Origin of the sequence: Maribacter spongiae (genome assembly GCF_047345125.1) — a bacterium.
GTDB lineage: Bacteria > Bacteroidota > Bacteroidia > Flavobacteriales > Flavobacteriaceae > Maribacter.
Map to the genome: position 1 here is coordinate 54,021 of NZ_JBLFEQ010000007.1, position 21,627 is coordinate 75,647.

The 21,627-nt window shown below is 40.0% G+C and carries 23 protein-coding genes; 16 read left to right on the forward strand and 7 right to left on the reverse strand.

The features are described 5' to 3' along the window. Nucleotides 1–21 precede the first annotated feature (21 nt). From moaA to ACKWB9_RS11060, 9 genes are all read left to right on the forward strand, one after another. Complete coding sequence (gene moaA, locus ACKWB9_RS11020; protein WP_414003069.1) at nt 22–1,005, forward strand: GTP 3',8-cyclase MoaA; 984 nt, start codon at nt 22–24, stop codon at nt 1,003–1,005. After that, nucleotides 1,005–1,478: a cyclic pyranopterin monophosphate synthase MoaC gene (gene moaC / locus ACKWB9_RS11025; RefSeq protein WP_414003070.1), complete on the forward strand. Its 474-nt coding sequence runs from the start codon at nt 1,005–1,007 to the stop codon at nt 1,476–1,478. Before moaA ends, moaC begins: the two co-directional genes overlap by 1 nt. After that, entirely contained in the window at nt 1,462–2,055 is a 594-nt protein-coding gene (gene mobA / locus ACKWB9_RS11030) for a molybdenum cofactor guanylyltransferase (RefSeq protein ID WP_414003071.1), read from the forward strand. The genes moaC and mobA overlap by 17 nt, the downstream gene beginning before the upstream one ends. Next, a complete protein-coding gene (gene moeB, locus ACKWB9_RS11035; protein ID WP_414003072.1) occupies nt 2,052–3,101 on the forward strand; it encodes a molybdopterin-synthase adenylyltransferase MoeB in 1,050 nt (349 codons plus the stop codon). The genes mobA and moeB overlap by 4 nt, the downstream gene beginning before the upstream one ends. Nucleotides 3,102–3,107: 6 nt before the next feature. Continuing rightward, complete coding sequence (locus ACKWB9_RS11040; protein WP_414003073.1) at nt 3,108–3,884, forward strand: sulfite exporter TauE/SafE family protein; 777 nt, start codon at nt 3,108–3,110, stop codon at nt 3,882–3,884. Nucleotides 3,885–3,948: 64 nt separating this feature from the next. Continuing rightward, nucleotides 3,949–5,139: a molybdopterin molybdotransferase MoeA gene (locus ACKWB9_RS11045; RefSeq protein ID WP_414003074.1), complete on the forward strand. Its 1,191-nt coding sequence runs from the start codon at nt 3,949–3,951 to the stop codon at nt 5,137–5,139. A 572-nt stretch (nt 5,140–5,711) separates the two neighbouring features. After that, on the forward strand, nt 5,712–7,727 hold the full coding sequence (lacZ4, locus tag ACKWB9_RS11050) for a beta-glucuronidase LacZ4 (RefSeq protein ID WP_414003075.1): 2,016 nt from the start codon (nt 5,712–5,714) through the stop codon (nt 7,725–7,727). Between the two features lie 57 nt (nt 7,728–7,784). Further along, nucleotides 7,785–8,072 (forward strand): hypothetical protein, encoded by a 288-nt coding sequence (locus tag ACKWB9_RS11055; protein ID WP_414003076.1) that lies wholly within the window; start codon nt 7,785–7,787, stop codon nt 8,070–8,072. A 152-nt stretch (nt 8,073–8,224) separates the two neighbouring features. Next, nucleotides 8,225–9,202 (forward strand): Fic family protein, encoded by a 978-nt coding sequence (locus tag ACKWB9_RS11060; protein WP_414003077.1) that lies wholly within the window; start codon nt 8,225–8,227, stop codon nt 9,200–9,202. Between the two features lie 117 nt (nt 9,203–9,319). On the opposite strand, the gene ACKWB9_RS11065 is transcribed toward ACKWB9_RS11060, so the two are convergent. Beyond that, nucleotides 9,320–10,381: a DUF3810 domain-containing protein gene (locus tag ACKWB9_RS11065; protein WP_414003078.1), complete on the reverse strand. Its 1,062-nt coding sequence runs from the start codon at nt 10,379–10,381 to the stop codon at nt 9,320–9,322. 68 nt (nt 10,382–10,449) lie between these two features. Here ACKWB9_RS11065 and ACKWB9_RS11070 point away from each other — a divergent pair, with 68 nt between their 5' ends. Then, a complete protein-coding gene (locus ACKWB9_RS11070; protein ID WP_414003079.1) occupies nt 10,450–11,907 on the forward strand; it encodes an aminoacyl-histidine dipeptidase in 1,458 nt (485 codons plus the stop codon). 55 nt (nt 11,908–11,962) lie between these two features. On the opposite strand, the gene ACKWB9_RS11075 is transcribed toward ACKWB9_RS11070, so the two are convergent. Genes ACKWB9_RS11075 through ACKWB9_RS11085 form a run of 3 tightly spaced genes read right to left on the reverse strand, consistent with a single transcriptional unit; the run spans nt 11,963 to nt 14,677 of the window. Then, complete coding sequence (locus ACKWB9_RS11075) at nt 11,963–13,102, reverse strand: peptidylprolyl isomerase (protein WP_414003209.1); 1,140 nt, start codon at nt 13,100–13,102, stop codon at nt 11,963–11,965. A gap of 10 nt (nt 13,103–13,112) precedes the next feature. Then, nucleotides 13,113–13,664 carry a gliding motility-associated peptidyl-prolyl isomerase GldI gene (gene gldI, locus ACKWB9_RS11080; protein WP_414003080.1) on the reverse strand — a complete coding sequence of 184 codons (552 nt, stop codon included), beginning with the start codon at nt 13,662–13,664 and terminating at the stop codon, nt 13,113–13,115. Further along, nucleotides 13,661–14,677 (reverse strand): DHH family phosphoesterase, encoded by a 1,017-nt coding sequence (locus ACKWB9_RS11085; RefSeq protein ID WP_414003081.1) that lies wholly within the window; start codon nt 14,675–14,677, stop codon nt 13,661–13,663. The genes gldI and ACKWB9_RS11085 overlap by 4 nt, the downstream gene beginning before the upstream one ends. 256 nt (nt 14,678–14,933) lie before the next feature. Here ACKWB9_RS11085 and ACKWB9_RS11090 point away from each other — a divergent pair, with 256 nt between their 5' ends. Continuing rightward, nucleotides 14,934–15,353 (forward strand): nucleoside-diphosphate kinase, encoded by a 420-nt coding sequence (locus ACKWB9_RS11090; protein ID WP_414003082.1) that lies wholly within the window; start codon nt 14,934–14,936, stop codon nt 15,351–15,353. 62 nt (nt 15,354–15,415) lie between these two features. On the opposite strand, the gene ACKWB9_RS11095 is transcribed toward ACKWB9_RS11090, so the two are convergent. From ACKWB9_RS11095 to recF, 3 genes are read right to left on the reverse strand one after another with little or no spacing between them, the layout of a single operon-like run. Then, a complete protein-coding gene (locus ACKWB9_RS11095) occupies nt 15,416–15,712 on the reverse strand; it encodes a DciA family protein (RefSeq protein ID WP_414003083.1) in 297 nt (98 codons plus the stop codon). Further along, nucleotides 15,712–16,128: a hypothetical protein gene (locus ACKWB9_RS11100; protein ID WP_414003084.1), complete on the reverse strand. Its 417-nt coding sequence runs from the start codon at nt 16,126–16,128 to the stop codon at nt 15,712–15,714. Before ACKWB9_RS11100 ends, ACKWB9_RS11095 begins: the two co-directional genes overlap by 1 nt. Nucleotide 16,129: 1 nt before the next feature. Next, a complete protein-coding gene (recF, locus tag ACKWB9_RS11105; RefSeq protein WP_414003085.1) occupies nt 16,130–17,209 on the reverse strand; it encodes a DNA replication/repair protein RecF in 1,080 nt (359 codons plus the stop codon). 124 nt (nt 17,210–17,333) lie between these two features. Here recF and ACKWB9_RS11110 point away from each other — a divergent pair, with 124 nt between their 5' ends. From ACKWB9_RS11110 to ACKWB9_RS11130, 5 genes are all read left to right on the forward strand, one after another. Next, nucleotides 17,334–18,101, forward strand: coding sequence for a tetratricopeptide repeat protein (locus ACKWB9_RS11110; protein ID WP_414003086.1), 768 nt, complete (start codon nt 17,334–17,336; stop codon nt 18,099–18,101). Next, nucleotides 18,101–18,583, forward strand: a complete 483-nt coding sequence (gene ribH / locus ACKWB9_RS11115; protein WP_414003087.1) for a 6,7-dimethyl-8-ribityllumazine synthase — start codon at nt 18,101–18,103, stop codon at nt 18,581–18,583. The genes ACKWB9_RS11110 and ribH overlap by 1 nt, the downstream gene beginning before the upstream one ends. 141 nt (nt 18,584–18,724) lie before the next feature. After that, on the forward strand, nt 18,725–19,018 hold the full coding sequence (locus ACKWB9_RS11120) for a riboflavin synthase subunit beta (RefSeq protein WP_414003088.1): 294 nt from the start codon (nt 18,725–18,727) through the stop codon (nt 19,016–19,018). Beyond that, nucleotides 19,018–20,865 (forward strand): DNA mismatch repair endonuclease MutL, encoded by a 1,848-nt coding sequence (gene mutL / locus ACKWB9_RS11125; protein WP_414003089.1) that lies wholly within the window; start codon nt 19,018–19,020, stop codon nt 20,863–20,865. The genes ACKWB9_RS11120 and mutL overlap by 1 nt, the downstream gene beginning before the upstream one ends. Then, nucleotides 20,866–21,624 (forward strand): rhomboid family intramembrane serine protease, encoded by a 759-nt coding sequence (locus ACKWB9_RS11130; protein ID WP_414003090.1) that lies wholly within the window; start codon nt 20,866–20,868, stop codon nt 21,622–21,624. Nucleotides 21,625–21,627: the final 3 nt, after the last annotated feature.

A 21,627-nucleotide genomic window follows, 5' to 3' on the forward strand; every position in this document is an offset into this window, starting at 1 on the left:
AGGAAGTAACCCCAAGGTAAGATGCTGATAGATAATCACAATAGAACCATAAATTACCTCCGTCTGGCGGTTACGGACAGGTGTAACTTGCGCTGCAATTATTGTATGCCTTCCGAAGGAATAGATTTTGTCAAGAACGATAAACTATTTACCATAGATGAGCTTTGCAGGCTGTCCGATATTTTAATTTCCCAGGGTATTGATAAAATCCGTATTACCGGAGGGGAACCTTTTGTCCGCAAAGATTTGATGGTATTGCTGAGGTATTTATCGGGCCTGGAAGGACTCAGGGATATTTCGGTAACTACCAATGCCACTTTGATCGGGCCTTACATTGATGAATTAAAAGCATTGGGTATTAAAAATATCAATGTGAGTTTGGATGCCATAGACAAAAGTACATTTGAACGGATTACCGGAAGGGATCAGTATGACGTGGTACACAATAATTTAATTCGCCTGATTTCCGAAGGCTTCAATGTGCGTATTAATTTTATTGCATTGGAAGGTCAGAATACCCAGGATATTCTGCCCGTTCTGGAATTGGCCAGGCATTATGATGTGTCCGTCCGGTATCTGGAAGAAATGCCCTTTAATGGAGGTTCCAAATTCTTCCGGTCCATTGCATGGGACTATAAAAGAATTCTGGGGCATATCAGGGAAGTCTATCCCGATTATTATCCGCTGGAATCCCCGGCAACCTCTACATCAATCAATTATAAAATTCCCGGTTTTAAAGGCACTTTTGGTGTTATTCCATCGTTTAGCCGTACTTTTTGCGGAAGTTGTAACCGTTTACGGATTTCGGCGACCGGAGATGTCATTACCTGCCTGTATGCCAAGGCCAGTACCAACCTAAGGGATATTATGAGGGGAACGAATGCCAAGGAAAAAATAAAGGAAGAAATAGTGAGAGCGGTCGGAAACCGGTCGAAAACAGGATTTGAGGCCCAAGAGAAATACGAAAATGTGTTTTCCAACTCTATGACATCAATAGGAGGATAATGATTAAAAAACTATCACATATCAATGAGGCCGGAAATGCGGCCATGGTAGATGTATCGGGAAAACGATCATCGTCCAGAACCGCAATAGCCTCGGGGAGCGTAAAATTTCCACCGGAAGTTTTTCAAACCTTGGCGGAACAGGATTTTCTGGGCAAAAAAGGAAGTATTGTACAAACAGCGGTCATTGCAGGAATTCAAGGTGTAAAAAAAACAGCGGATCTGATACCGTTGTGCCATCAGATCAATTTGTCTAAAATACATATTGATATTGTTCCGGGAAACAACGAGTTTCATATTACATGTACAGTGAAATGTGATGGTAAGACCGGGGTGGAAATGGAAGCGTTAACAGGGGTTTCCGTAGCATCCTTAACGATCTATGATATGTGCAAGGCCCTGTCACAGGATATTTGTATTGCCCAGGTTAAATTGGAACAAAAAACAGGAGGGAAAAATGACTTCCAACGCTAAGATATACGGATTGGTCCTCTCCGGAGGTAAAAGTACCCGCATGGGGCAGGACAAGGGACTTATAGCATACCATGGTATCCCCCAACGAGAGTATCTATATCACTTGCTGCATTCGGTTTGCGACAAGGCTTTTTTAAGTGTACGTTCGGACCAACTGAATGAAATATCCAACGATTTTAATACCATAAGGGATAAAGATGAGTTTAAGGGGCCTTATAACGGGCTGCTTTCGGCACACGGGCAATTTTCTGAAATAGCATGGCTCGTATTGGCCTGTGACCTGCCCCTAATGGACAAAATGGCCCTTGAGGAACTTATTGCGGCCAGGGATACCTCAAAAATGGCGACCGCGTTTGCGGATAAAACGAACCCGTTACCGGAACCGCTTTGTGCTATTTGGGAACCCCATGCCCTTGAAATTTCTATGGCATATCTGAGAGCAGGGAACGGTACTTGCCCCAGAAAATTCCTGATCAACAATGATGTGAAGTTGGTATTTCCGGAACACACCGATGTGCTGCTCAATGCCAATTCCGAGGTGGAGTATAAAGAAGCTTTGTTAAGATTAACGTCATGAATGCCGAAAGATACCACAGACAGATTATCCTAAAGGGTTTTGGACCTGAAAATCAGGTGAAACTAAAAAGGGCGAAGGTCTTGGTTATAGGTGCCGGTGGCCTTGGAGTTCCGGTTTTGAGTTATCTGAACGCCATGGGTGTAGGTACTTTGGGTATTGTTGATAATGATGTGGTTTCGGAATCCAATCTGCATCGCCAGGTACTTTATACCGAAGACCGGATAGGGCAATCGAAAGTTCATGCGGCAAAAGAAAAATTGCGAGCACAAAATTCAGAGACCGAAATCCAGGACTATAAAACGTATTTGGATGTTTCCAACGCACTGGAAATTATCAAGGACTATGATTTGGTCGTGGATGCTTCGGATAATTTCCCCACTCGTTATTTGTTGAACGATGCCTGTGTATTATTAAAAAAACCATTGGTTTATGGGGCTTTGCACGGTTTTGAGGGGCAAGTTTCCGTTTTTAATTACCAAAATGGCCCTACCTATCGCTGCTTGTTCCCGAATATGCCCAAAGCGGATGAGGTACCGGATTGTAACCAACACGGGGTTCTGGGCATTCTACCGGGAATCATAGGGAACTTCCAGGCATTGGAAGCGATAAAGGTACTTACGAATATGGGAACGGTACTATCCGGCACTCTGCTATTGTATGACGGGCTTTCACAACGTGTACAGCGCATGAATTTTACGTTGAACCCCGAAAATTTAAAATTGGATAGGTTATCTAACAATTATCACTTTGAATGTGAAGCACCCATAAAATCTATCGAAACCATAGAGGTACAAAACTTGCTTAAGGACCGTGCGATAGAATTGATAGATGTACGGACGGTGACGGAGTTTAATGCGAATCATTTAAAAGGTGCCAAACATATCCCTTTGGATGCATTGGAGCAGAGGGTGAATGAAATAGATATGGATGCTCCCGTTTATATCATATGTCAATCGGGTATCCGTAGTCAAAAGGCGGTGCGATTACTTCAGCGATTGTTCCCCGATAAAGAATTCATAAATGTGGCAGGAGGTATGACCGTATAAATACTTATGCTGATACCTATTGAACATTTAACGCTTCTTTGTTTGGGATTTTTTATTGTGGCTACCCTGTATTCTTCCGTTGGTTTTGGTGGGGGATCTAGTTATTTGGCTTTATTGACACTCTTTTTGACCAGTTTTTTTGTCATTCGTTCCATAGCTTTGGTATGTAATTTGGTCGTAGTTTTGGGGAGTACATATCTCTATTTCAAGAATGGGCATGCCAAGTTGAAGGATTTTATGCCTTTCGTCTTAACAAGTATTCCCTTGGCATTTTTAGGGGCTTCCTTTAAATTAAAGGAAAACATTTTTTTTGTTGTGCTGGGTATTTCCTTGATTTTGTCGGCCATTTTCTTAATCGTGCAAACGTTTATGGTGTTGGATCCGCAACGCGAAACCAAACAATACCCGAACTATTTGAGTTATATTTTGGGTGCGGGAATCGGTTTTCTATCAGGACTTGTGGGCATCGGGGGCGGTATTTTTCTGGCACCTGTATTAAATCATTTAAAATGGGATAAGGCTATAAAAATTGCAGCTTTGGCCAGTTTCTTTATTTTGGTGAATTCTATTTCGGGTTTGGGCGGACTCTTTGTGAACGGGACTATAGACCTGCCCTGGATAGAGACCATATGTTTGGTGCTTGCCGTATTTTTGGGCGGGCAATTGGGTATTCGTTTAAGCCTGCGCCAATTGTCGGCCAATGGGATTAAAAGGGTTACTGCCCTTTTGGTCTTTATCGTTGGAATTAGGGTATTGTTGGCGAACGGTTTGGGAGTTTTGTAGTTTATGATATATGAAATTATAGTTTCTTTTTTCCTCCAAAAGAGGGGTTTTTAAAAATTATTGAATGATCACATTTCAGGAAGCCTGTCAAAAAGTACTGGAACATCCATTGGATTTGGGAACCGAAACTGTGTCCCTGTTAGAAAGTACAGGCCGTATTTTGGCTGAGCCAATAGTAGCTGACCGGGATTTCCCACCTTTCAATAGGGCTACTAAAGACGGTATCGCAATTCAATATACTGCCATTGAAAACGGGGTTCAAAAATTTGCTATTGAAGGTGTTGCCAGTGCGGGAATGCCACAACAGGAACTAAAAAATGGCAATGCCTGTTTGGAGGTTATGACGGGGGCCGTAGTGCCTTCCCATACGGATACCATAGTGATGTACGAACATTTGAGTATAGAAAATGGTCGGGCCACCTTGAACAAAGAAGTTATCAAAGGTCAGAATATCCATTACAAGGGTAGCGATACAAAACAGGGTACGCTTGTCATAGAAGCCGGTACAAAAATTACCCCGGCCGAAATTGGTGCAATGGCTTCTGTAGGTAAAGCACAGGTGTTGGTAAAGGCCCTGCCCAGGGTATGTGCCATAGCCACGGGAAATGAACTGGTAAATATTGATATAATCCCGGAACCCCATCAAATACGAAAATCCAATAGTATTACCCTGCAGGCCGCCATGTCCTTCATGGGGATTTCCGCTACCTCTATGCATCTGCCAGACGATAAGGAGAGTATTGAAAAGGGATTGGAGAGAGCATTAAAAGAAAATGATGCCCTATTGTTAAGCGGTGGTGTTTCCAAAGGAAAGTTTGATTTTATTCCTGAGGTTATGGAGGCACTGGGGGTAGAGAAAGTATTTCATCGTGTGGCCCAACGCCCCGGGAAACCTTTTTGGTTTGGCATACATAAAAAACGAAAGACCGTTATCTTTTCCTTTCCCGGGAATCCGGTATCTACATTTGCGAATTACCATTTGTATTTTCTGCCGTGGTTGTACACCTCCTGGAACATTCCGTTGGAAAAGCAATTTGTGAAATTGGCGATCGAAATTCAGGTTACTCCCCCTTTGACCCGTTTTATACAGGCAAAAACGCATTGGGAAGACGGTGTTTTATATGCCACCCCCATAACCGAAAACGGTTCCGGTGATTTGACGAGTTTGACCAAAGCGGACGGATTTATCTGTTTGGAACCCCGCAAAGATTACTATGGGATAGGGGAGTCGGTATGGTTTGTAGAAACACGTTGATTTATGCAACTAAAAGATCAATGGTATAAGTGTTTTTTGTGTTAATTTGAAGGTATAAAGATGTATTATACATCTGTATAAAGAAGTTAGGGCACATTTAGGAATAATCTATTTTAAAAATCAAAATGTATCATTGTATAAAACGTTGAATATGAATACTCTACAGATAAAATCAAGAATTAAAAAGTGCTTGACAACGTTCCGGAAAATGTACTCGAGGAGATTTTGAATTATCTAGATGAAATTCAGGGAAAATCGGCCGACAAAGTTGTCATGTCCCAACGACTTCGCAAAATTCTTTCTGAGGATAAAGAATTGCTCGAAAAGCTTGCACAATGATCGACTTAAAGCAGGCTTTATGCACTCATCAAATTTTGATTGAAAAGTTTGGGGGTGCAGATGGAATTAAAGATCAATGAAAAGCCATAGTCCACTCGTAACTTTGCTATCTTTGGTTTACAGCGGAAAATCCGCAAGGATTTTCACGCAACTACTTATAGACGAGACTATTGTGCATAATTTGAATACAAATCTGAAATAAAAAATAATATATACAAATAACCTTTAGATTAATGAAAACAAAACTATTTACTTTATTATTTATAGCCTTTACAAGTATAGCAACGTTATATGCGCAACGGCAAATTTTAAATTTAAACAATGGCTGGGAATTTAGGTATGGTTATGAAGTCAATAGAAATAAAAAAACAAAAATAAACTTACCACATACATGGAATACAAAAGATGCTTTAGGTGGTAATATAGATTATTATAGAGGTTTAGGGGTGTACACAAAGACACTGGAAATTAAACAAGCGTGGGAAGGTAAAAGGTTGACGATACGATTTCTAGGGGCAAATTTGGTGGCAAACGTTTTTATCAATGGGAAGCACGTTGGAGAACATAGGGGAGGGTACACCGCTTTTGCATTTGATATTACCCCGTTTGTGAATTTTGGCAAAGAAAATTTGATCACGGTAAAAGTTAACAATGCCCCACAGCTTGATGTTATGCCCTTATTGGGAGACTTTAATTTTTACGGAGGTCTGTATCGTGATGTTCAGTTGTATGTAACGGAACATGACTGCATTTCTTTATTGGATCATGGGTCGGAAGGTGTATATCTTCATCAAGACAAAGTCGACAATGATAGCGCTTCCGTTCGTGCAGTGGTTAAACTTTTAGGTGAAAATACGGTAAAAGTGAACGTAACCGTTTTAGACGATTTGGGAAATGAAACATTTAGAGCCTCACAAGTTAAAAATGATAAGAACGATCAAATAACCATTCCCATAGAAATTAACGAGCCTCACCTTTGGAACGGTACATTGGATCCTTATTTATATAGCGTTAAAGTACAACTTGAAAAAGATAAAAAAATAATAGATGAAGTAATTGTGCCGTTGGGGTTGCGCTATTTTCATGTAGATCCGGATAAAGGAGTGTTCTTAAATGGTGAATATGTTCAACTTAAAGGGGTTTGCAGACATCAGGACAGGCCAGAATTGGGCAATGCCCTAGCATCGTTCCATCACCAGGAGGATGTAGAGATTATGAAAGACATGGGAGCCAATGCCTTACGTATGGCACATTACCCGAACGACCCATATATGTATGAATTGACAAATACCGAAGGCTTTTTGGTGTGGAGCGAAATACCATTTGTAGGACCGGGTGGTTATGCCGACAAAGGATATGTTGATATGCCAAGTTTTAAAGAAAACGGTAAGGATCAACTTATTGAAATGATACGTCAGAACCTGAATCATCCTTCAATATTGTTTTGGGGATTATTCAATGAATTAAAAGAAGATGGGGACAATCCGGTAGCCTATATTAAAGAATTGCAAAATTTGGCGAACGCTGAAGACCCTTCTAGAATAACCACATCCGCTAGTAACCGATCTGGAGAAATAAATACTATAACCGACCTTATTGCGTGGAACTTGTATTTTGGTTGGTATGGCGGAAATCCCTCAGGTATTGGAAAGTGGGCAGACGGGAAACATGCCGAAATGCCAGATACGCCTATTGGAATTAGTGAATACGGTGCAGGAGCAAGTATACTACATCAAAGTGAGGAATTAAAGAAAACGAATCCGGGGAGTTATTGGCACCCGGAGAACTGGCAGACTTATTTTCATGAAGAGCATTGGGAGCAAATTGATGAACGTCCATTTATATGGGGCTCATTCATTTGGAATTTATTTGATTTTGGTGCCGCTCATCGTACAGAAGGCGAAAAGGATGGTAAAAACGATAAGGGAATTGTCTCATTTGACCGTAAAGATAAAAAAGATGCATTTTATTTTTATAAGGCCAATTGGAACAAAAACGACCCAATGATCCATATTGCGGAACGAAGACTGATCCATAGAACAAAAGTGGAACAGACCATTAAAGTATATTCCAATCAGAAGAAAGTGAGGCTGTGGGTCAATGGAAAAGAATATACCCCGTCAAGTAACACCGCGGATTATTCACGCTTTTATTTTAACGTAACACTTTTGCCGGGAGAAAATAAAATTATAGCCACAGGTAAAAAGGGTTTAAAGGATGTTATTCGGATTCATTTAAAAAAACATTGAAACATCAATGTTCAAAATGAACGGCCTGACCGAATATAAAAGCCGGTTTAGGCGAGATTGGAAGTGGTTTATTCCCTTGGTCGTCATTTTAACTTTGTATCTTTTGTTTTTATTCAAAAACTAGGCGGGAATATTATGGAAATCGCCAAGGTCCATTCGGAATCACCCCTTTGCGATAATGTGCTGGAAATAGCAAAAAAAGATGAAAAAGTAATACAAATATTAGGGGAATTGCAGCCCCTCGGTAAATTGGCGATCTTTGAAGGTGTGCATAAATATTCAAATGACTACAGTACACTTAACATTACGGTTAACGTTATTGGTTCAAAAGAGAGAGAAAAATAAGAAGTAAAATGGATATTTTGGCGGATAGGAATGGAGGCGAATGGATTTATAAAACCATAAATATCCGGATCAAAAAACCAGAGGATTTAAAACAAACCATTAAAGTAATAAAGTAAATCGTATTTTTGATACTATCATTTGATACTATCATAATGAAACCTCCTTACGAGATAACATCGGCTGTTCTTCAATTAATAACTTCTATTTCGGAAAAAATAGGAGAGGTAAACGCAAATTTTCTCGATAAACCTTCTCCAAAATTGAGGAAACAAAATAGAATTAAAACGATTCATTCATCTTTAAAAATAGAAGGAAACACACTGACAGAAGAACAAATAACGGCTCTTCTTGAAAATAAAAAAGTTGTTGGCCCCAAAAAAGACCTTGTTGAAGTATTGAACGCTATCGAGGTTTATGAAAATTTAGGGAAATATGATCCAATTAACGAAAAATCATTTTTAAATGCCCACTTGAACTTAATGGGCAATTTAATCGAAAATGCCGGAAAATATAGAAATAAAAACGTTGGTATTGTTAAAGGCTCAAAAGTGGAACATTTGGCCCCTCCATTTGAAAATGTACCTTTTTTAATGAGAAAGCTTTTTAATTACCTGGAAAAATCGGACGAAATAGAATTAATTAAAAGTTGTGTCTTTCATTACGAAATGGAATTTATTCACCCTTTTTTAGATGGTAATGGAAGGATAGGCAGATTGTGGCAAACCTTAATCTTAATGCAGAAATATCCAGTATTCGAATACCTGCCATTTGAAACCTTAATAAGCATTGAACAGAAAAAATACTATAACGCATTAGCCGAATCGGATAAATCCGGAAAGTCAACAAAATTTATTGAATATATGCTTACCGTCATTGATAGTTCACTAGACGAAATATTGAATTTTAGTAATCGAACTTTAAAAGAAAAAGATAGATTGGAGTATTTTATTTCTTTGAATATACAGGAATTTACTAGAAAAGATTATATGAATGTTTTTAAGGACATTTCTTCTGCCACGGCCAGTCGGGATTTAAAAAGAGGGACAGAATTAAATTTATTCAATAAAATAGGAGAACTAAGCAAGACAAAATACAAACTAATAATCGGGGGAAACAATACCTATCGATAGGGTCTTGACTAATTAATTCCAAAGTGTATACCTTCCGATCACCAAGAGCTATATAATGCAAGGTTACGTTTAAACAGCACTCTTTTTGAACCTGCCGATCGTCATTTGAATTTGGACTTATAACGGATAGGCCTTATGATAAGCCACCAGTAAAGAGACCACAGCATTATAACTTTGTATTCCCTTAGGTTGGTTGTTCGCTTTTAAAAAAGAATTGAACATGGATTTAAAAAGTGGTTCCAACGGGTTTTCATAAGATTTCCAAAATTCCCTCATTTCCTGAAAATTCAGCTTTACGCCCTCGTTCAATTCCGTAAGCAGCCTATTAAAAATATCCTTATCGCCTCTTCTGATATCGTTCAAGCAATACCCCAAAGCATAGGCATAGGCCGTATATTGAAAATAATCGTCCGTATTGTTTATGGTGGCCAGATAACCGATAAAATTGGTCTCGTCTTCTGCGGAGTACCCCAATTGATGCCCCATTTCATGCCCTGCGACTACGGGAAACCTGAAATTGGGCAACCTGCCATTCACCTGTGCCTCATTGGTAAAAGGGTTTAGATAACCGGCATAGCCCATATAGGTCAATAGCGTGCTAAAAAGCGATGTCTTGACACTCTCTTTCTCATAATCCAAAAAATCATGCTTTCTGGACAATAATCGGTACCCTTCCAGACTTTTTTGAAACATTTCTTCCTGAGTATATGGAATTTGGACCTTGATCCCCGTATCCCCGGTAATCTTAAATTGAGCCTCATTGGTTTTAGCGATAAGGGCTTTGGTAAAATCCACTAATTCCTGATAGTCATTGGTTTCTCCGAGCCGTAATTTTTCCCCGATGGGTTGCCGGTAATAATTAAAGCCCCACATGAAATGAAAAGTAAAATAAGCTATGGAAAGTACCATGGCGATATTTCGTAAAAACCCAAGCTTGTTCGTCCAAATGTTTCCCCTGTTTTTATAACAATACCCTATGGCAAGAACGATCAATATAAAATAGAGAATATCTCCCAAGGAAAAAGGGATCCAACCTAACAACCCTCTAAAGAATTTGGAAATTAATGGATAGAGGCCGTTACTGTAATAGGTCTCTATAAGTTGCGTTTGGTTGCCCAGACCTTTGACCAAAAGTATTTGCGGTATAATAGAGAGGGCTATTCCATTTTTTAAGGACATCTTCATGGTTTCAAAAATAGCGAAATCCTTTTGCTATCTGTATTTTTGGACTTTATAAATAGACCCTAATGAATAAGGAAATAAAAGAGTTGGAACCAAAGGTGGTCTGGACAAATTTTACTGATTTGAATGCAGTGCCCAGACCCTCAAAAAAAGAGGGCCGTGTAATCGCTTTTATGATGGGTTTTGGCAGGTCGCTCGGGCTGGAGACCTTCACCGATACCGTTGGAAACGTAATTATTCGAAAACCCGCCAGTAAAGGGATGGAGGACAGAAAAATGGTGACGTTGCAATCCCATTTGGATATGGTACATCAAAAAAATGCGACAGTCGATTTTGATTTTGATACCCAAGGGATATCCATGTATGTGGATGGCGATTGGGTAAGGGCCAAAGGAACCACATTAGGAGCGGACAACGGGATGGGCGTAGCGGCCATCATGGCCCTGTTGCAGCAAACGGATATTCCCCACCCGCCCTTGGAAGCCTTATTCACTATTGATGAAGAAACGGGTATGACCGGGGCATTTGGACTAAAAGAAGGAGTTCTTCAAGGGGAGATACTGTTGAATCTGGATACGGAGGAAGATGACGAAATAGATATTGGTTGTGCCGGTGGGATCGATGTTACGGCTGAAAGGAGTTATGATGAAAAACCCCGGGAGCAAGGGGATATTGGATTTGAGATTACCGTAAAGGGCCTTAATGGAGGGCATAGTGGAATAGATATTCATAAAGGCCTGGGCAATGCCAATAAAATAATGAACCGTTTACTTTATGTTGGCCTGGCGTACAATATGCGTATTGCCGTTTTGGAAGGTGGCGGTCTGCGCAATGCCATTCCCCGGGAAAGCTGGTGTAGCATGAATATATATAAAACCCTGGAATCCCCATTTTTAGAGGCTTTTAAAAAAACGGCCCATGAGATTAAGTCGGAACTAAGGACTATGGAGCCGGCATTGAGCATTACTATTTCTCCCTGTAAAGCTTCTGAAAAAGTTATGGAACCTGATGTCCAATCTAAAACGATAAAGGCTATTCTGGCGGCCCATAATGGTGTTTATGCTATGAGTGCTTCTATTCCGGATTTGGTAGAGACTTCAAACAATATTGCAAAGGTTGAGGTCAGGAAGGGTGAAATACGAATAGGCTGTTTAACACGATCTTCGGTCGAATCCGCTAAAATAGATCAGGCCCATGCCCTAAAATCAGTTTTTGAACTGGCTAATTTTAAAGTATCCTTTAGTGGTTCATATCCTGGATGGAATCCCAACACCGATTCTGAAATATTGAATATTACCAAAAAAGTCTATACGGATTTATTCAAGGAATCGCCCAAAGTGATTGCCTGTCATGCAGGTTTGGAATGTGGTATTTTGGGACAAAATTATCCGGATATGGATATGGTCAGCTTTGGCCCCACCATTATGGGGGCACATTCTCCCGATGAGCGGATAAGTATTTCATCGGTCCAAAAATTTTGGCGCTTTTTATTGGCTGTTTTACAGCAAACACCAAAAAAGTAACGTGCAAAAAAACCCGCTTGTAAATCAAGCGGGCTCGTATCCTTAAAAAGGAAAATTACTCTGTAATTCCCGTAATTTCTATATCAAAGACCAAGTTGGCATTTGGGGGAATAGGGCCGCCGCCTTGTTCTCCATAACCCAGGTGTGGGGGAATATAAAACCGTGCTTTATCGCCCACTTCCATAGTGAGAATCGCTTCTTTAAAACCTGGAATCATGGGCATGTCGGGACTATAGGTCAAGGACATTGGATCCAAACTGCCACGGTGCATTCTGGTAATCTCTTTTAACCTCTGATATTTTTCCGCTATTTCACTATAATTGGTATCGAATAGAGTACCATCTTCCAAATATCCGGCGTACATAACATTTATCTTTTGTCCAATTTTTGGTTTTTGGTCCGTACCTTCGTTCAGGACCACCATTTTTAAACCTGATGGCAAAGCTTTTGCTGTTTCTTTTTGCGTTGCCAAAGTTGTAGCGAACCCCGCCTTCATTTTATTTACCTTGGCCAGTTTTTCCGCTTTTTCTTTTTCTATTGCCGCCAATCGATCTTCTTCGTTCGCAAAATAATCGGTCATTATCTGTACCGCATCAAATTTTCTGGCCGCTTTTCCATTGCGTATGATCTCAATGGTTTTCATACTTATGCTATCCGTAGGCATGTCTCTAACTCCCACTTTTGTATTTGCAATAGAATCCACTACATTCAAGCCTTCTATAACTTCGCCAAAAACCGTATGCTTACCGTTTAACCATGGAGTTGGTTTGTGAGTTATAAAAAATTGGCTTCCATTCGTAGTAGGGCCTGAATTGGCCATGGACAGAATACCTTTTTTGTCGTGTATCAAAGAATCATTGAATTCGTCCATGAATTTATAGCCGGGGCTTCCGCTTCCTGTTCCCGTTGGATCACCACCTTGGATCATAAAATCTTTGATTACCCTATGAAAAATAATGCCATCATAATATTTTTTTCCTTTATACTGTTCGCTCACAAAAGGATTTTCCCCCTCCGCTAGGGAAATAAAATTGGCGACGGTAACGGGTGTTTTTTCATATTCCAGCTTAACAATGACATCCCCTTTGGTCGTTTTGATATCTGCAAAAAGGCCATCGCCCAAATCGGCACGCTGACTCGTTTTACAACTGGCCATTGCCAAGGCGATCAGGGAAATGAGGTACATTCTTTTTATCATAATCAATTTAATTTTCTGTGTTAGGTTCTTGTTTTTCTATTTTTAAAATGGATATAGTCGATTTTAAGGGAACATTGCCCCCAATTTTATTATTGTCCCCATGATAGCCATATGCCATGGACGAAGGAAATAAAAATGTGGCTTTCTCCCCTTCCTTTAATAATTTTACGGCCTCCCTTAGTCCTTGAAACAGTTCTTGCCTGTCTACCTTATAGTTGACTATGCCTATAGTTTCCTTTGAATAAATGGTGTCGTTGTCCAATGTTAGGATATTATAGTCCATAATGACCAGGTCACCCGTTTTTGGGGTATATGTAGCGGTTTCGTTCACGGTATGGTAATGATACCATGAACCGGTGGAGCTATGGGTGTAATCCTTTAGAGAGTCCAGTCGGACAATTTCCTGGATTTTCTTTTCCTCGGCTTCTAAAAGCCTTTTGCTCCTTTCAATGGATTCCTTGAAAAAACTCCCGCTCTTGGTCCGGACCGGTCTTCTGGGTTCCGGGCCGTTACAGTTCCATAGGTTTAGGATCAAAAGAAAAAGAAGACCGTTTCTCATGCGTTCAATAACTTCTTATATTGCGGTAATAACGATAAAAAATACGAGGTGGTCTCTGGAATGGATTTTTCACTTTTTCCACCTGCCGCATTAGTATGCCCGCCGCCTTCAAAATGTTTCCGGGCAAAATCGTTCACGGAAAAATCGCCTACGGACCTGAAGGATATCTTTAGAATGCCCTCTTCCTTATTTTCAATGAATATGACCGCAAATCGGACCCCCTCTAGGGTAAGACCATAATTTACAAAACCTTCCGTATCTCCCTTCACATAGTTATAGTTGTCCAGTTCCTCTTGGCTCAATGTAATATAGGCCGTATTGAATTCCTTAAGAATGACCATATTGTTCAATGCACGGCCCAAAAGATGCAATCTGCTCGGTGCATTGGTATCGTAGATCCGGTGATGTATTTCGGTCCCCTCGGCACCTTTATCTATTAAATCGGCAATTACCCTGTGTGTAGTACCGGTGGTGCCCCTAAATTTAAACGAACCGGTATCCGTCATAATACCGGTATATATACAATTTGCCATTTGATGATCGATCAGGTCCGCATCTCCCAAATTGGATATGAGATGATATACCATTTCGCAAGTAGAACTCATATTTACATCGGAAAACATGATTTGGGCATAATCCGACGGTTCTTGGTGATGATCCACCATGACAAAGGCGGTATCCAGAGCTTCCAGTGTTTTGGTCATTTGGCCCACGCGGCCCAAATGGTTAAAGTCCAAGGTGAAAATAATGTCCGCTTCTTCCAGTTTTTTTTTGCATATCGAATTTTTATTTTCAAAATTCAATATTTGATTTGCTCCGGGCATCCATTTTAGAAACTTTGGAAAATCATTGGGAGAAACAATAACAGCTTTATGGCCCTTTATATTCAGATAATGCCAAAGTGCCAATGTGGATCCTATGGCATCGCCATCAGGGTTTTTATGGGGTATGACTACTATTTTCTTAGGTGATGAAAGTAGCTCCTTAAGTGCATTGATATGCTCAAAATTCATGGGCGCAAAGATACAATTTAATCTAATATAATTCCTCGGGTTTTTCCCGGGAGTTTATGTTTTCATTGCTTCTTGGGAACGGTTTAAATCATTTTTGCGACTTGTTTTAAATGAGTTCGTTATCATCGATTTTTGTCGGATTAAAATTATTTTGGAATATTTTGTGATGGTAATGCCGTTGTGCTTATATAGGAACAATAGCATTAAAAATTGTTTGTTGTAGGGAAAACCGTATTTTTGCGCAAAATTTTGAAACATGGGTGCAAACAGAACTTTTACGATGATTAAACCAGATGCGGTCGAAAATGGTCATATTGGGGCTATTTTGGAAAAGATTACCGCTGCAGGGTTTAAGATCGTTGCTATGAAATATACACAATTGAGCAGAAGGGACGCCGAGGAGTTTTATGCGATTCACAGAGAACGTCCATTTTTTGGGGAATTGGTACAGTTTATGACCAGGGGGCCTATTGTGTCGGTCATTTTGGAAAAAGATAATGCCGTTGAAGATTTTCGTGCATTGATCGGTTCCACAAATCCGGCAGAAGCGGCAGAGGGAACCATTCGAAAATTGTTTGCTAAAGATATAGGAGAAAACGCGGTACATGGTTCGGATAGCGATGAAAATGCCGCTATTGAAGGTGCTTTTCATTTTTCCGGTAGAGAGATCTATTAGTTTTCTCGGTTTGCCACATAATTTAAAAAGCCCGTCAGGTTTTAAAACCTGACGGGCTTTTTTTATCGCAATACCAATTTCTTGACCAGGACCTTGCCCAATTCTTCATTGAGCATCGTTATGATCTTGGTTTTTCCCAGACTTAGTTCTTCTCGCAGAACGGAGGACGATAGCGAAACGAACAAGGTATCCCCCTTAAGCTCTACAGCGGTCGTATAGCTGTTTACACCGTTCCCCATAAGATTTATCCAGGCCGTTTTGGCATCTACCTTATTGATGCCCTGCTGCAACTTATTTTTCTGAATGAAGGCGGAAAGCACTTCTTTCATGGAAAGATCATCATTTTCCCTTTTTGCCATCAGGGTGTTATTTTAAGGGGTTCGTATCGTTTATAATGGTATATGATATTATCATTGTTTTTTACCGAAAATGATGATTCGGATATTTCTTGAATGACCTCCCTCCATGCACTCAGGTCATTTTTATAATGCATGATAAAAATATTTTCTTCTTTTAATATGATGAAAGGTTCCGCATCGTCCGAAGTCTCAAAATTACCATTGAACTTTGGATTGACTTTTTTTCGGAATCCTTTTAACGAATCAATTTTAATGAAATCAATATTCATATTGACCTTATAGACCTTCTTTTGTCCGTTGGGAAATTCAACTTCCGAAATCTCCCAATACCCGTTTAACAACCGTAAATCGTTTTCGGTAATGGAGTTTGTGCAGGCGACACATAGTAAAACTAAGAACAAGTTGGCGATCCGCATACTACAATTTAAATATTTTATAGGTCTGATGTATTTTTTTTACCACATTTTCGGTACGTTCCGCATGGGTATCGCTCACAAATATCTGCCCAAAATTGGAATCGTCCACCAAAGCGACAATATGCGCCACTCGGTTTTCATCGAGTTTATCAAAGATATCGTCCAGGATTAAAATGGGTGTGGTATTGGATTGTTCTTTCATAAAGTGGAACTGTGCGAATTTTAAGGCGATCAAAAAAGATTTTTGCTGCCCCTGACTCCCAAATTTTTTTATGGGATATTCCTTGATCTTAAAACTGAGGTCATCTTTATGAATACCCACACTGGTATATTGTACGGCCCTGTCTTTTTCTAAGCTTTTCTCCAAAAGACCGGATAGATCGTCTTTGTACAGTTTACTGTCATATCTAAGGTCTACTTTTTCGGTATCGCCTGTTATAGCCTTGTATTGCTCTTGAAAAATGGGAATAAAGGCTGTTACGAATTCTTTTCTCTTTTCAAAGATTTCGTTTCCAAAGGTTTGTAATTGCTTGTTATAGACCTCCAATGTGGCAGGTTCAAAAGTATGGTTTACGGCAAAATATTTTAACAGGGCATTTCGTTGGGCAAGCACCTTGTTATAGTTCATCAAGGCTTTAAGATAGGACTTGTCCGATTGTGAAATAACACCGTCCATAAACTTTCTTCGGGTGTCGCTTCCCTCAATAATAAGATCCCTGTCGGCAGGAGAGATAATGACCAGGGGGAGCAGACCTATATGATCGGCGAACCGTTCGTAAGGTTTGCCGTTTCTCTTGATGATTTTTTTGGTATTCCGTTTTAGGCTGCAAACAATCTTTTCCGTTCTTTCGTCCTTCTCGAAAGTACCATCGATTACAAAGAAATCCGCATTGTGTTTTATGTTTTGGGAAGATACGGGGTTAAAATAACTCTTGCCAAAGGACAGGTGATAGATGGCATCCAGAATATTGGTCTTCCCCACGCCATTGTCACCTACAAAGCAATTTATTTTAGCGTCGAACTCCAAATCCTTGGATTCAAAATTCTTATAATTAATGAGTGATAGTTGCTTTAATATCATGAAAAACGCCGTGAATTTTAGTGTAAAAGCGTTGATAGGAGCTTAAAATATCCAAAAATAACGAATAAATAGAGTATGGGATTTCAATAAAAACTTTATTTTTGCGCGACCAACAAAATAAGTTATGGCAACATACAAGAAAAGAGGTTTTAAGCCCAAAACAAAGGCTGAAACCCAGGAGTTTGATGAGCAGGAAAGTACAACGGCAGAAGTATTCAGTACACTGGATGAGAGTGCTTCCAAGACCGAAGAATGGGTTTCCCGAAACCAAAATTATATTTTGGGGGTCATAGGTGTCATCGCTATTGGGGTATTGGGATATTTGGCGTTCAATCAGTTTGTACAAAAGCCCAAGGAGACCAATGCCGCCAATGAAATGTACTATCCGCAGCAGTATTTTGACCAAGCCTTGACCAGTGCTACGGCAAAAGATTCCTTGTTTACGTTGGCTTTGGAAGGAGCCGAAGGAAAATATGGATTTTTGGATATCATTGATGAGTATAAAGGTACCAAAGCGGCTAATTTGGCAAATTATTCCGCTGGGATGGCCTATTTGAATATGAATAAATATCAAGAGGCTATTGATTATCTGGAGGATTTTAAATCTGACGATGATGTACTCGGAGCTTTGGCCAAAGGTGGTTTGGGAGATGCCTTTGTGCAATTGGACCAGGCTTCCGATGCGTTGGGTTATTACGAGGCCGCCATAGCGCACAGTACAAATGAATACACGACCCCAAAGTTTTTACATAAGGCCGGAATTACGGCATTGGAGATGGGAAATAAGGAAAAGGCCTTGGATTATTTCCAAAGGATCAAGGATGAATTTTCAACTTCTGATGCGGGTAAAACGATAGATGCCTTCATCGGAATGGCAAAAAGCGGTACATAATGGCTACCTCGACCAAAAATTTATCCGCTTACGATAAAACAACGATCCCAAATGCGAAAGACCTTCGGTTTGGGATCGTTGTTTCTGAATGGAACCCAAAAATCACGGAGGGGCTTTTTAAAGGTGCGGAAACGGCTTTGTTGGATTGTGGTGCCTTGGTTTCTAATATTGTTAGATGGGATGTTCCCGGAAGTTTTGAACTTGTTTTTGGTTGTAAAAAGATGATCGAACGGGGAAGGTTCGATGCCGTTATCGCCATAGGAAGTGTGATACAGGGAGAGACCAAACATTTTGATTTTGTTTGTAGTGCCGCTGCACAGGGAATCAAGGACTTGAACGTGCGTTTTGAAACTCCCGTAATTTTCTGCGTACTTACGGATAATAATCTGCAACAAGCCATAGATCGCAGTGGTGGTAAACATGGCAATAAGGGTACGGAAGCCGCTATAGCTGCTATTAAAATGGCCTCATTGGGCAGATAGCTTTACTTTTTATAATTCCATCATCGGATATTATCGAAACTTTTGACTTCAACTTAAACTCGTTGTTGCCTTCTGTTAACAATTTTTGGCATTCCTGTTGATGCCCTTTTTTTGATTTTAAGTAACTTTGAATCTATGGGGATGTTGAGTAAAATAACACGTTTACGAAAGAACAGACAATTTGAGTATAGTCCTAGATATTATGATGGTCAAGGAAAGGGCAACCCATATAAGATAGAACCAAAATTCGATCAATTCAGAAGTACTTTACATAAACAAAGAGGGTTGAAGAATAAGATTAACAATGCCTTTGAGGATGCTAAGCGTAAAGGAGACCGTAATCTTAAGCTGCGAATAATCGTTATTTTTGCTGTTTTGCTATTTCTGGCGCTTTACATCCTTGATTTTGACCTTTCAATTTTCTTTACTGAATAATGGCGGATATTATTAGACTTTTGCCGGACCATGTGGCCAATCAAATAGCTGCGGGAGAGGTGGTACAACGCCCTGCCTCTGTGGTCAAGGAACTTTTAGAAAATGCCATAGATGCCAGGTCTACGGAAATAAAGTTGATCGTTAAGGATGGGGGCAAAACCTTGATTCAAGTAGTGGACAATGGTACGGGGATGAGTGAGACCGATGCCCGCTTCAGTTTTGAAAGGCATGCGACCTCCAAGATCCAAAAAGCGGAAGACCTGTTCAATTTACATACCAAGGGTTTTCGTGGTGAGGCCCTGGCTTCTATAGCCGCCATTGCCCATGTGGAAATGATGGCCCGTACAGACGGTGAGGAAGTGGGTACCCATATAAAAATCGAAGGAAGTAAGGTCGTGAGCCAAGAGGTCGCAGTGGTTCCCAAGGGAACTTCATTGTTGGTAAAGAACCTTTTTTTTAATATCCCCGCCCGGCGTAATTTCCTGAAATCCGATCAAGTGGAATTACGTCATATTACGGATGAGTTTCACCGGGTGGCCTTGGCACACCCTAATATTGCATTTTGCTTTTATAACAATGGCAGTGAGGTCTTTAATTTGCCCGTTGCTGATTTTAAAAAAAGAATTGTTCACATATTCGGGAGAAAGACCAATGAAAAATTGGTCCCGGTCCAGGAAGAGACCCAGGTGCTAAAAGTAACGGGGTTTATAGTAAGACCCGAATTTGCGAAAAAGAGCAGGGGGGAGCAATTTTTCTTTGCCAATAACAGATTTATTAAAAGTCCGTATCTGCATCATGCCGTTGCAGGGGCTTTTGACGGTTTAATACGTCAGGGGACGCACCCCGGCTATTTTTTACGGTTAGAGATCGATCCCGCTTCCATTGATATCAATATCCACCCCACAAAGACCGAAGTTAAATTTGATGACGAGCATACGTTATATGCCATATTAAAATCTACGGTAAAACATAGCCTGGGCCAATTTAACGTAATACCCGCACTGGATTTTGAACAAGATCAAAATTTAGAGACGCCCTATAATTATAAGGACAAAGAGGCCCGCATGCCGGACGTAACGGTAGATGCCTCCTTTAATCCGTTTACGGAAGCAAAGCAAAAAAACAAGGGAACCACTAATTATACCAAAACCAGTGCCAGGGGTTGGGAGAACTTGTACGGAGGTCTGGAAGTCAACTCGCCCCCTGTACAGCATTCCAATATCGAATTTGAGTCGGAAACGGTGAACAGCACCATATTTGATTTGGATAAGGATGCTCCCGATGTTCCGGGCACTACTTTCCAACTGCGTAAAAAGTATATCATTACCACGATTAAGTCGGGTATGGTGGTCATTAATCAAAGTAGGGCACATCAACGGGTACTTTATGAAAATTTTTTAAAGAACATTACCATAAAAGAAGCGATAAGTCAGCAATTATTGTTTCCGTTGACCTTGAATTTTTCTACCAACGAGCTACATATTCTAAAAGAGATCAAAGAGAGTTTAAATTCCGTGGGTTTTGTGTTTGAACGTATACATACGGATGGGGTAGAGGTCAAGGGTGTTCCGGTATTGGTTTCCGAAAGTGAAGTACAGATGGTCATGGAGCAGTTGATAGCCGATTTTCAATTGGAAATACCCGGAGATAGTTTTTCCCAAAGTGATATGCTGGCGAAGACCCTGGCGAAGACATTATCGGTCAAGACCGGGGAGGTTTTGGATGAATCGTCCCGAATGAGCCTGGTGAACGACTTGTTCGCCTGTAAGGAAACTACCTTGAGTCCGTTCAATAAACCAACGTATATTACGATTACCGAAAATGATATTGAAAGAAAATTTATTTAAATGGGGAGAATAACAGAAACAGTAAAACATTTAATTATTATTAATGTAATTATATGGATTGCTACTATTACAGTTGGAAATAATGGAGTTATGACCGGTTTATTCGGACTTCATTTCCCTTATAATCCACTGTTTAGGCCTTGGCAAATTATCACCCATATGTTTATGCATAGTGAGGGGATTTTTTTGCATTTATTAGCAAATATGTTTGGCCTGTTTATGTTTGGAAGTCCATTAGAGCGGATGTGGGGAAGAAATAAATTTTTATTTTTCTATTTTTCAGCAGGATTAGGAGCAGTTCTCCTTCCGATGGTTATTGATTTTTATAATTTTAATTCGATTTTAAATTTACTGGAAAATTCAGGTTATAATAGACAAGGCGTAATTGAAACTTTGCAAAATGGAGATTATTTGCCGAATTGGATTGATTCAATTGGAGAATCAAAATGGAGTACTTTAAAAAATCTATTTTTTCAAGAAGGGGTTGGTGCTTCAGGTTGTGTTATGGGACTATTGGTAGCTTTTGGCATGACATTCCCTAATACTGAATTAATGTTGATTTTTCTCCCAATACCTATAAAAGCGAAATACTTTATTCCTTTAATTTTAGCTTATGAAACAATATCTGGAGTTTTTGGAGGAATGACCTTTTTCGGTGCAAATGTTGCCCATTTTGCCCATGTGGGAGGAGCCTTGTTCGGTTTTTTAATGATGTGGTACTGGAAAAAGAACCAGTTCAACCAAAATAGATGGGATTAAGGG

Excerpts from the sequence above, each read along its gene's own strand:
- moaA (WP_414003069.1), top strand. The coding sequence starts at position 22 with ATGCTGATAGATAATCACAATAGAACCATAAATTACCTCCGTCTGGCG.
- moaC (WP_414003070.1), top strand. The coding sequence starts at position 1,005 with ATGATTAAAAAACTATCACATATCAATGAGGCCGGAAATGCGGCCATG.
- mobA (WP_414003071.1), top strand. The coding sequence starts at position 1,462 with ATGACTTCCAACGCTAAGATATACGGATTGGTCCTCTCCGGAGGTAAA.
- moeB (WP_414003072.1), top strand. The coding sequence starts at position 2,052 with ATGAATGCCGAAAGATACCACAGACAGATTATCCTAAAGGGTTTTGGA.
- ACKWB9_RS11040 (WP_414003073.1), top strand. The coding sequence starts at position 3,108 with ATGCTGATACCTATTGAACATTTAACGCTTCTTTGTTTGGGATTTTTT.
- ACKWB9_RS11045 (WP_414003074.1), top strand. The coding sequence starts at position 3,949 with ATGATCACATTTCAGGAAGCCTGTCAAAAAGTACTGGAACATCCATTG.
- lacZ4 (WP_414003075.1), top strand. The coding sequence starts at position 5,712 with ATGAAAACAAAACTATTTACTTTATTATTTATAGCCTTTACAAGTATA.
- ACKWB9_RS11060 (WP_414003077.1), top strand. The coding sequence starts at position 8,225 with ATGAAACCTCCTTACGAGATAACATCGGCTGTTCTTCAATTAATAACT.
- ACKWB9_RS11065 (WP_414003078.1), bottom strand. The coding sequence starts at position 10,381 with ATGTCCTTAAAAAATGGAATAGCCCTCTCTATTATACCGCAAATACTT.
- ACKWB9_RS11070 (WP_414003079.1), top strand. The coding sequence starts at position 10,450 with ATGAATAAGGAAATAAAAGAGTTGGAACCAAAGGTGGTCTGGACAAAT.
- gldI (WP_414003080.1), bottom strand. The coding sequence starts at position 13,664 with ATGAGAAACGGTCTTCTTTTTCTTTTGATCCTAAACCTATGGAACTGT.
- ACKWB9_RS11085 (WP_414003081.1), bottom strand. The coding sequence starts at position 14,677 with ATGAATTTTGAGCATATCAATGCACTTAAGGAGCTACTTTCATCACCT.
- ACKWB9_RS11090 (WP_414003082.1), top strand. The coding sequence starts at position 14,934 with ATGGGTGCAAACAGAACTTTTACGATGATTAAACCAGATGCGGTCGAA.
- ACKWB9_RS11095 (WP_414003083.1), bottom strand. The coding sequence starts at position 15,712 with ATGGCAAAAAGGGAAAATGATGATCTTTCCATGAAAGAAGTGCTTTCC.
- ACKWB9_RS11100 (WP_414003084.1), bottom strand. The coding sequence starts at position 16,128 with ATGCGGATCGCCAACTTGTTCTTAGTTTTACTATGTGTCGCCTGCACA.
- recF (WP_414003085.1), bottom strand. The coding sequence starts at position 17,209 with ATGATATTAAAGCAACTATCACTCATTAATTATAAGAATTTTGAATCC.
- ACKWB9_RS11110 (WP_414003086.1), top strand. The coding sequence starts at position 17,334 with ATGGCAACATACAAGAAAAGAGGTTTTAAGCCCAAAACAAAGGCTGAA.
- ribH (WP_414003087.1), top strand. The coding sequence starts at position 18,101 with ATGGCTACCTCGACCAAAAATTTATCCGCTTACGATAAAACAACGATC.
- ACKWB9_RS11120 (WP_414003088.1), top strand. The coding sequence starts at position 18,725 with ATGTTGAGTAAAATAACACGTTTACGAAAGAACAGACAATTTGAGTAT.
- mutL (WP_414003089.1), top strand. The coding sequence starts at position 19,018 with ATGGCGGATATTATTAGACTTTTGCCGGACCATGTGGCCAATCAAATA.
- ACKWB9_RS11130 (WP_414003090.1), top strand. The coding sequence starts at position 20,866 with ATGGGGAGAATAACAGAAACAGTAAAACATTTAATTATTATTAATGTA.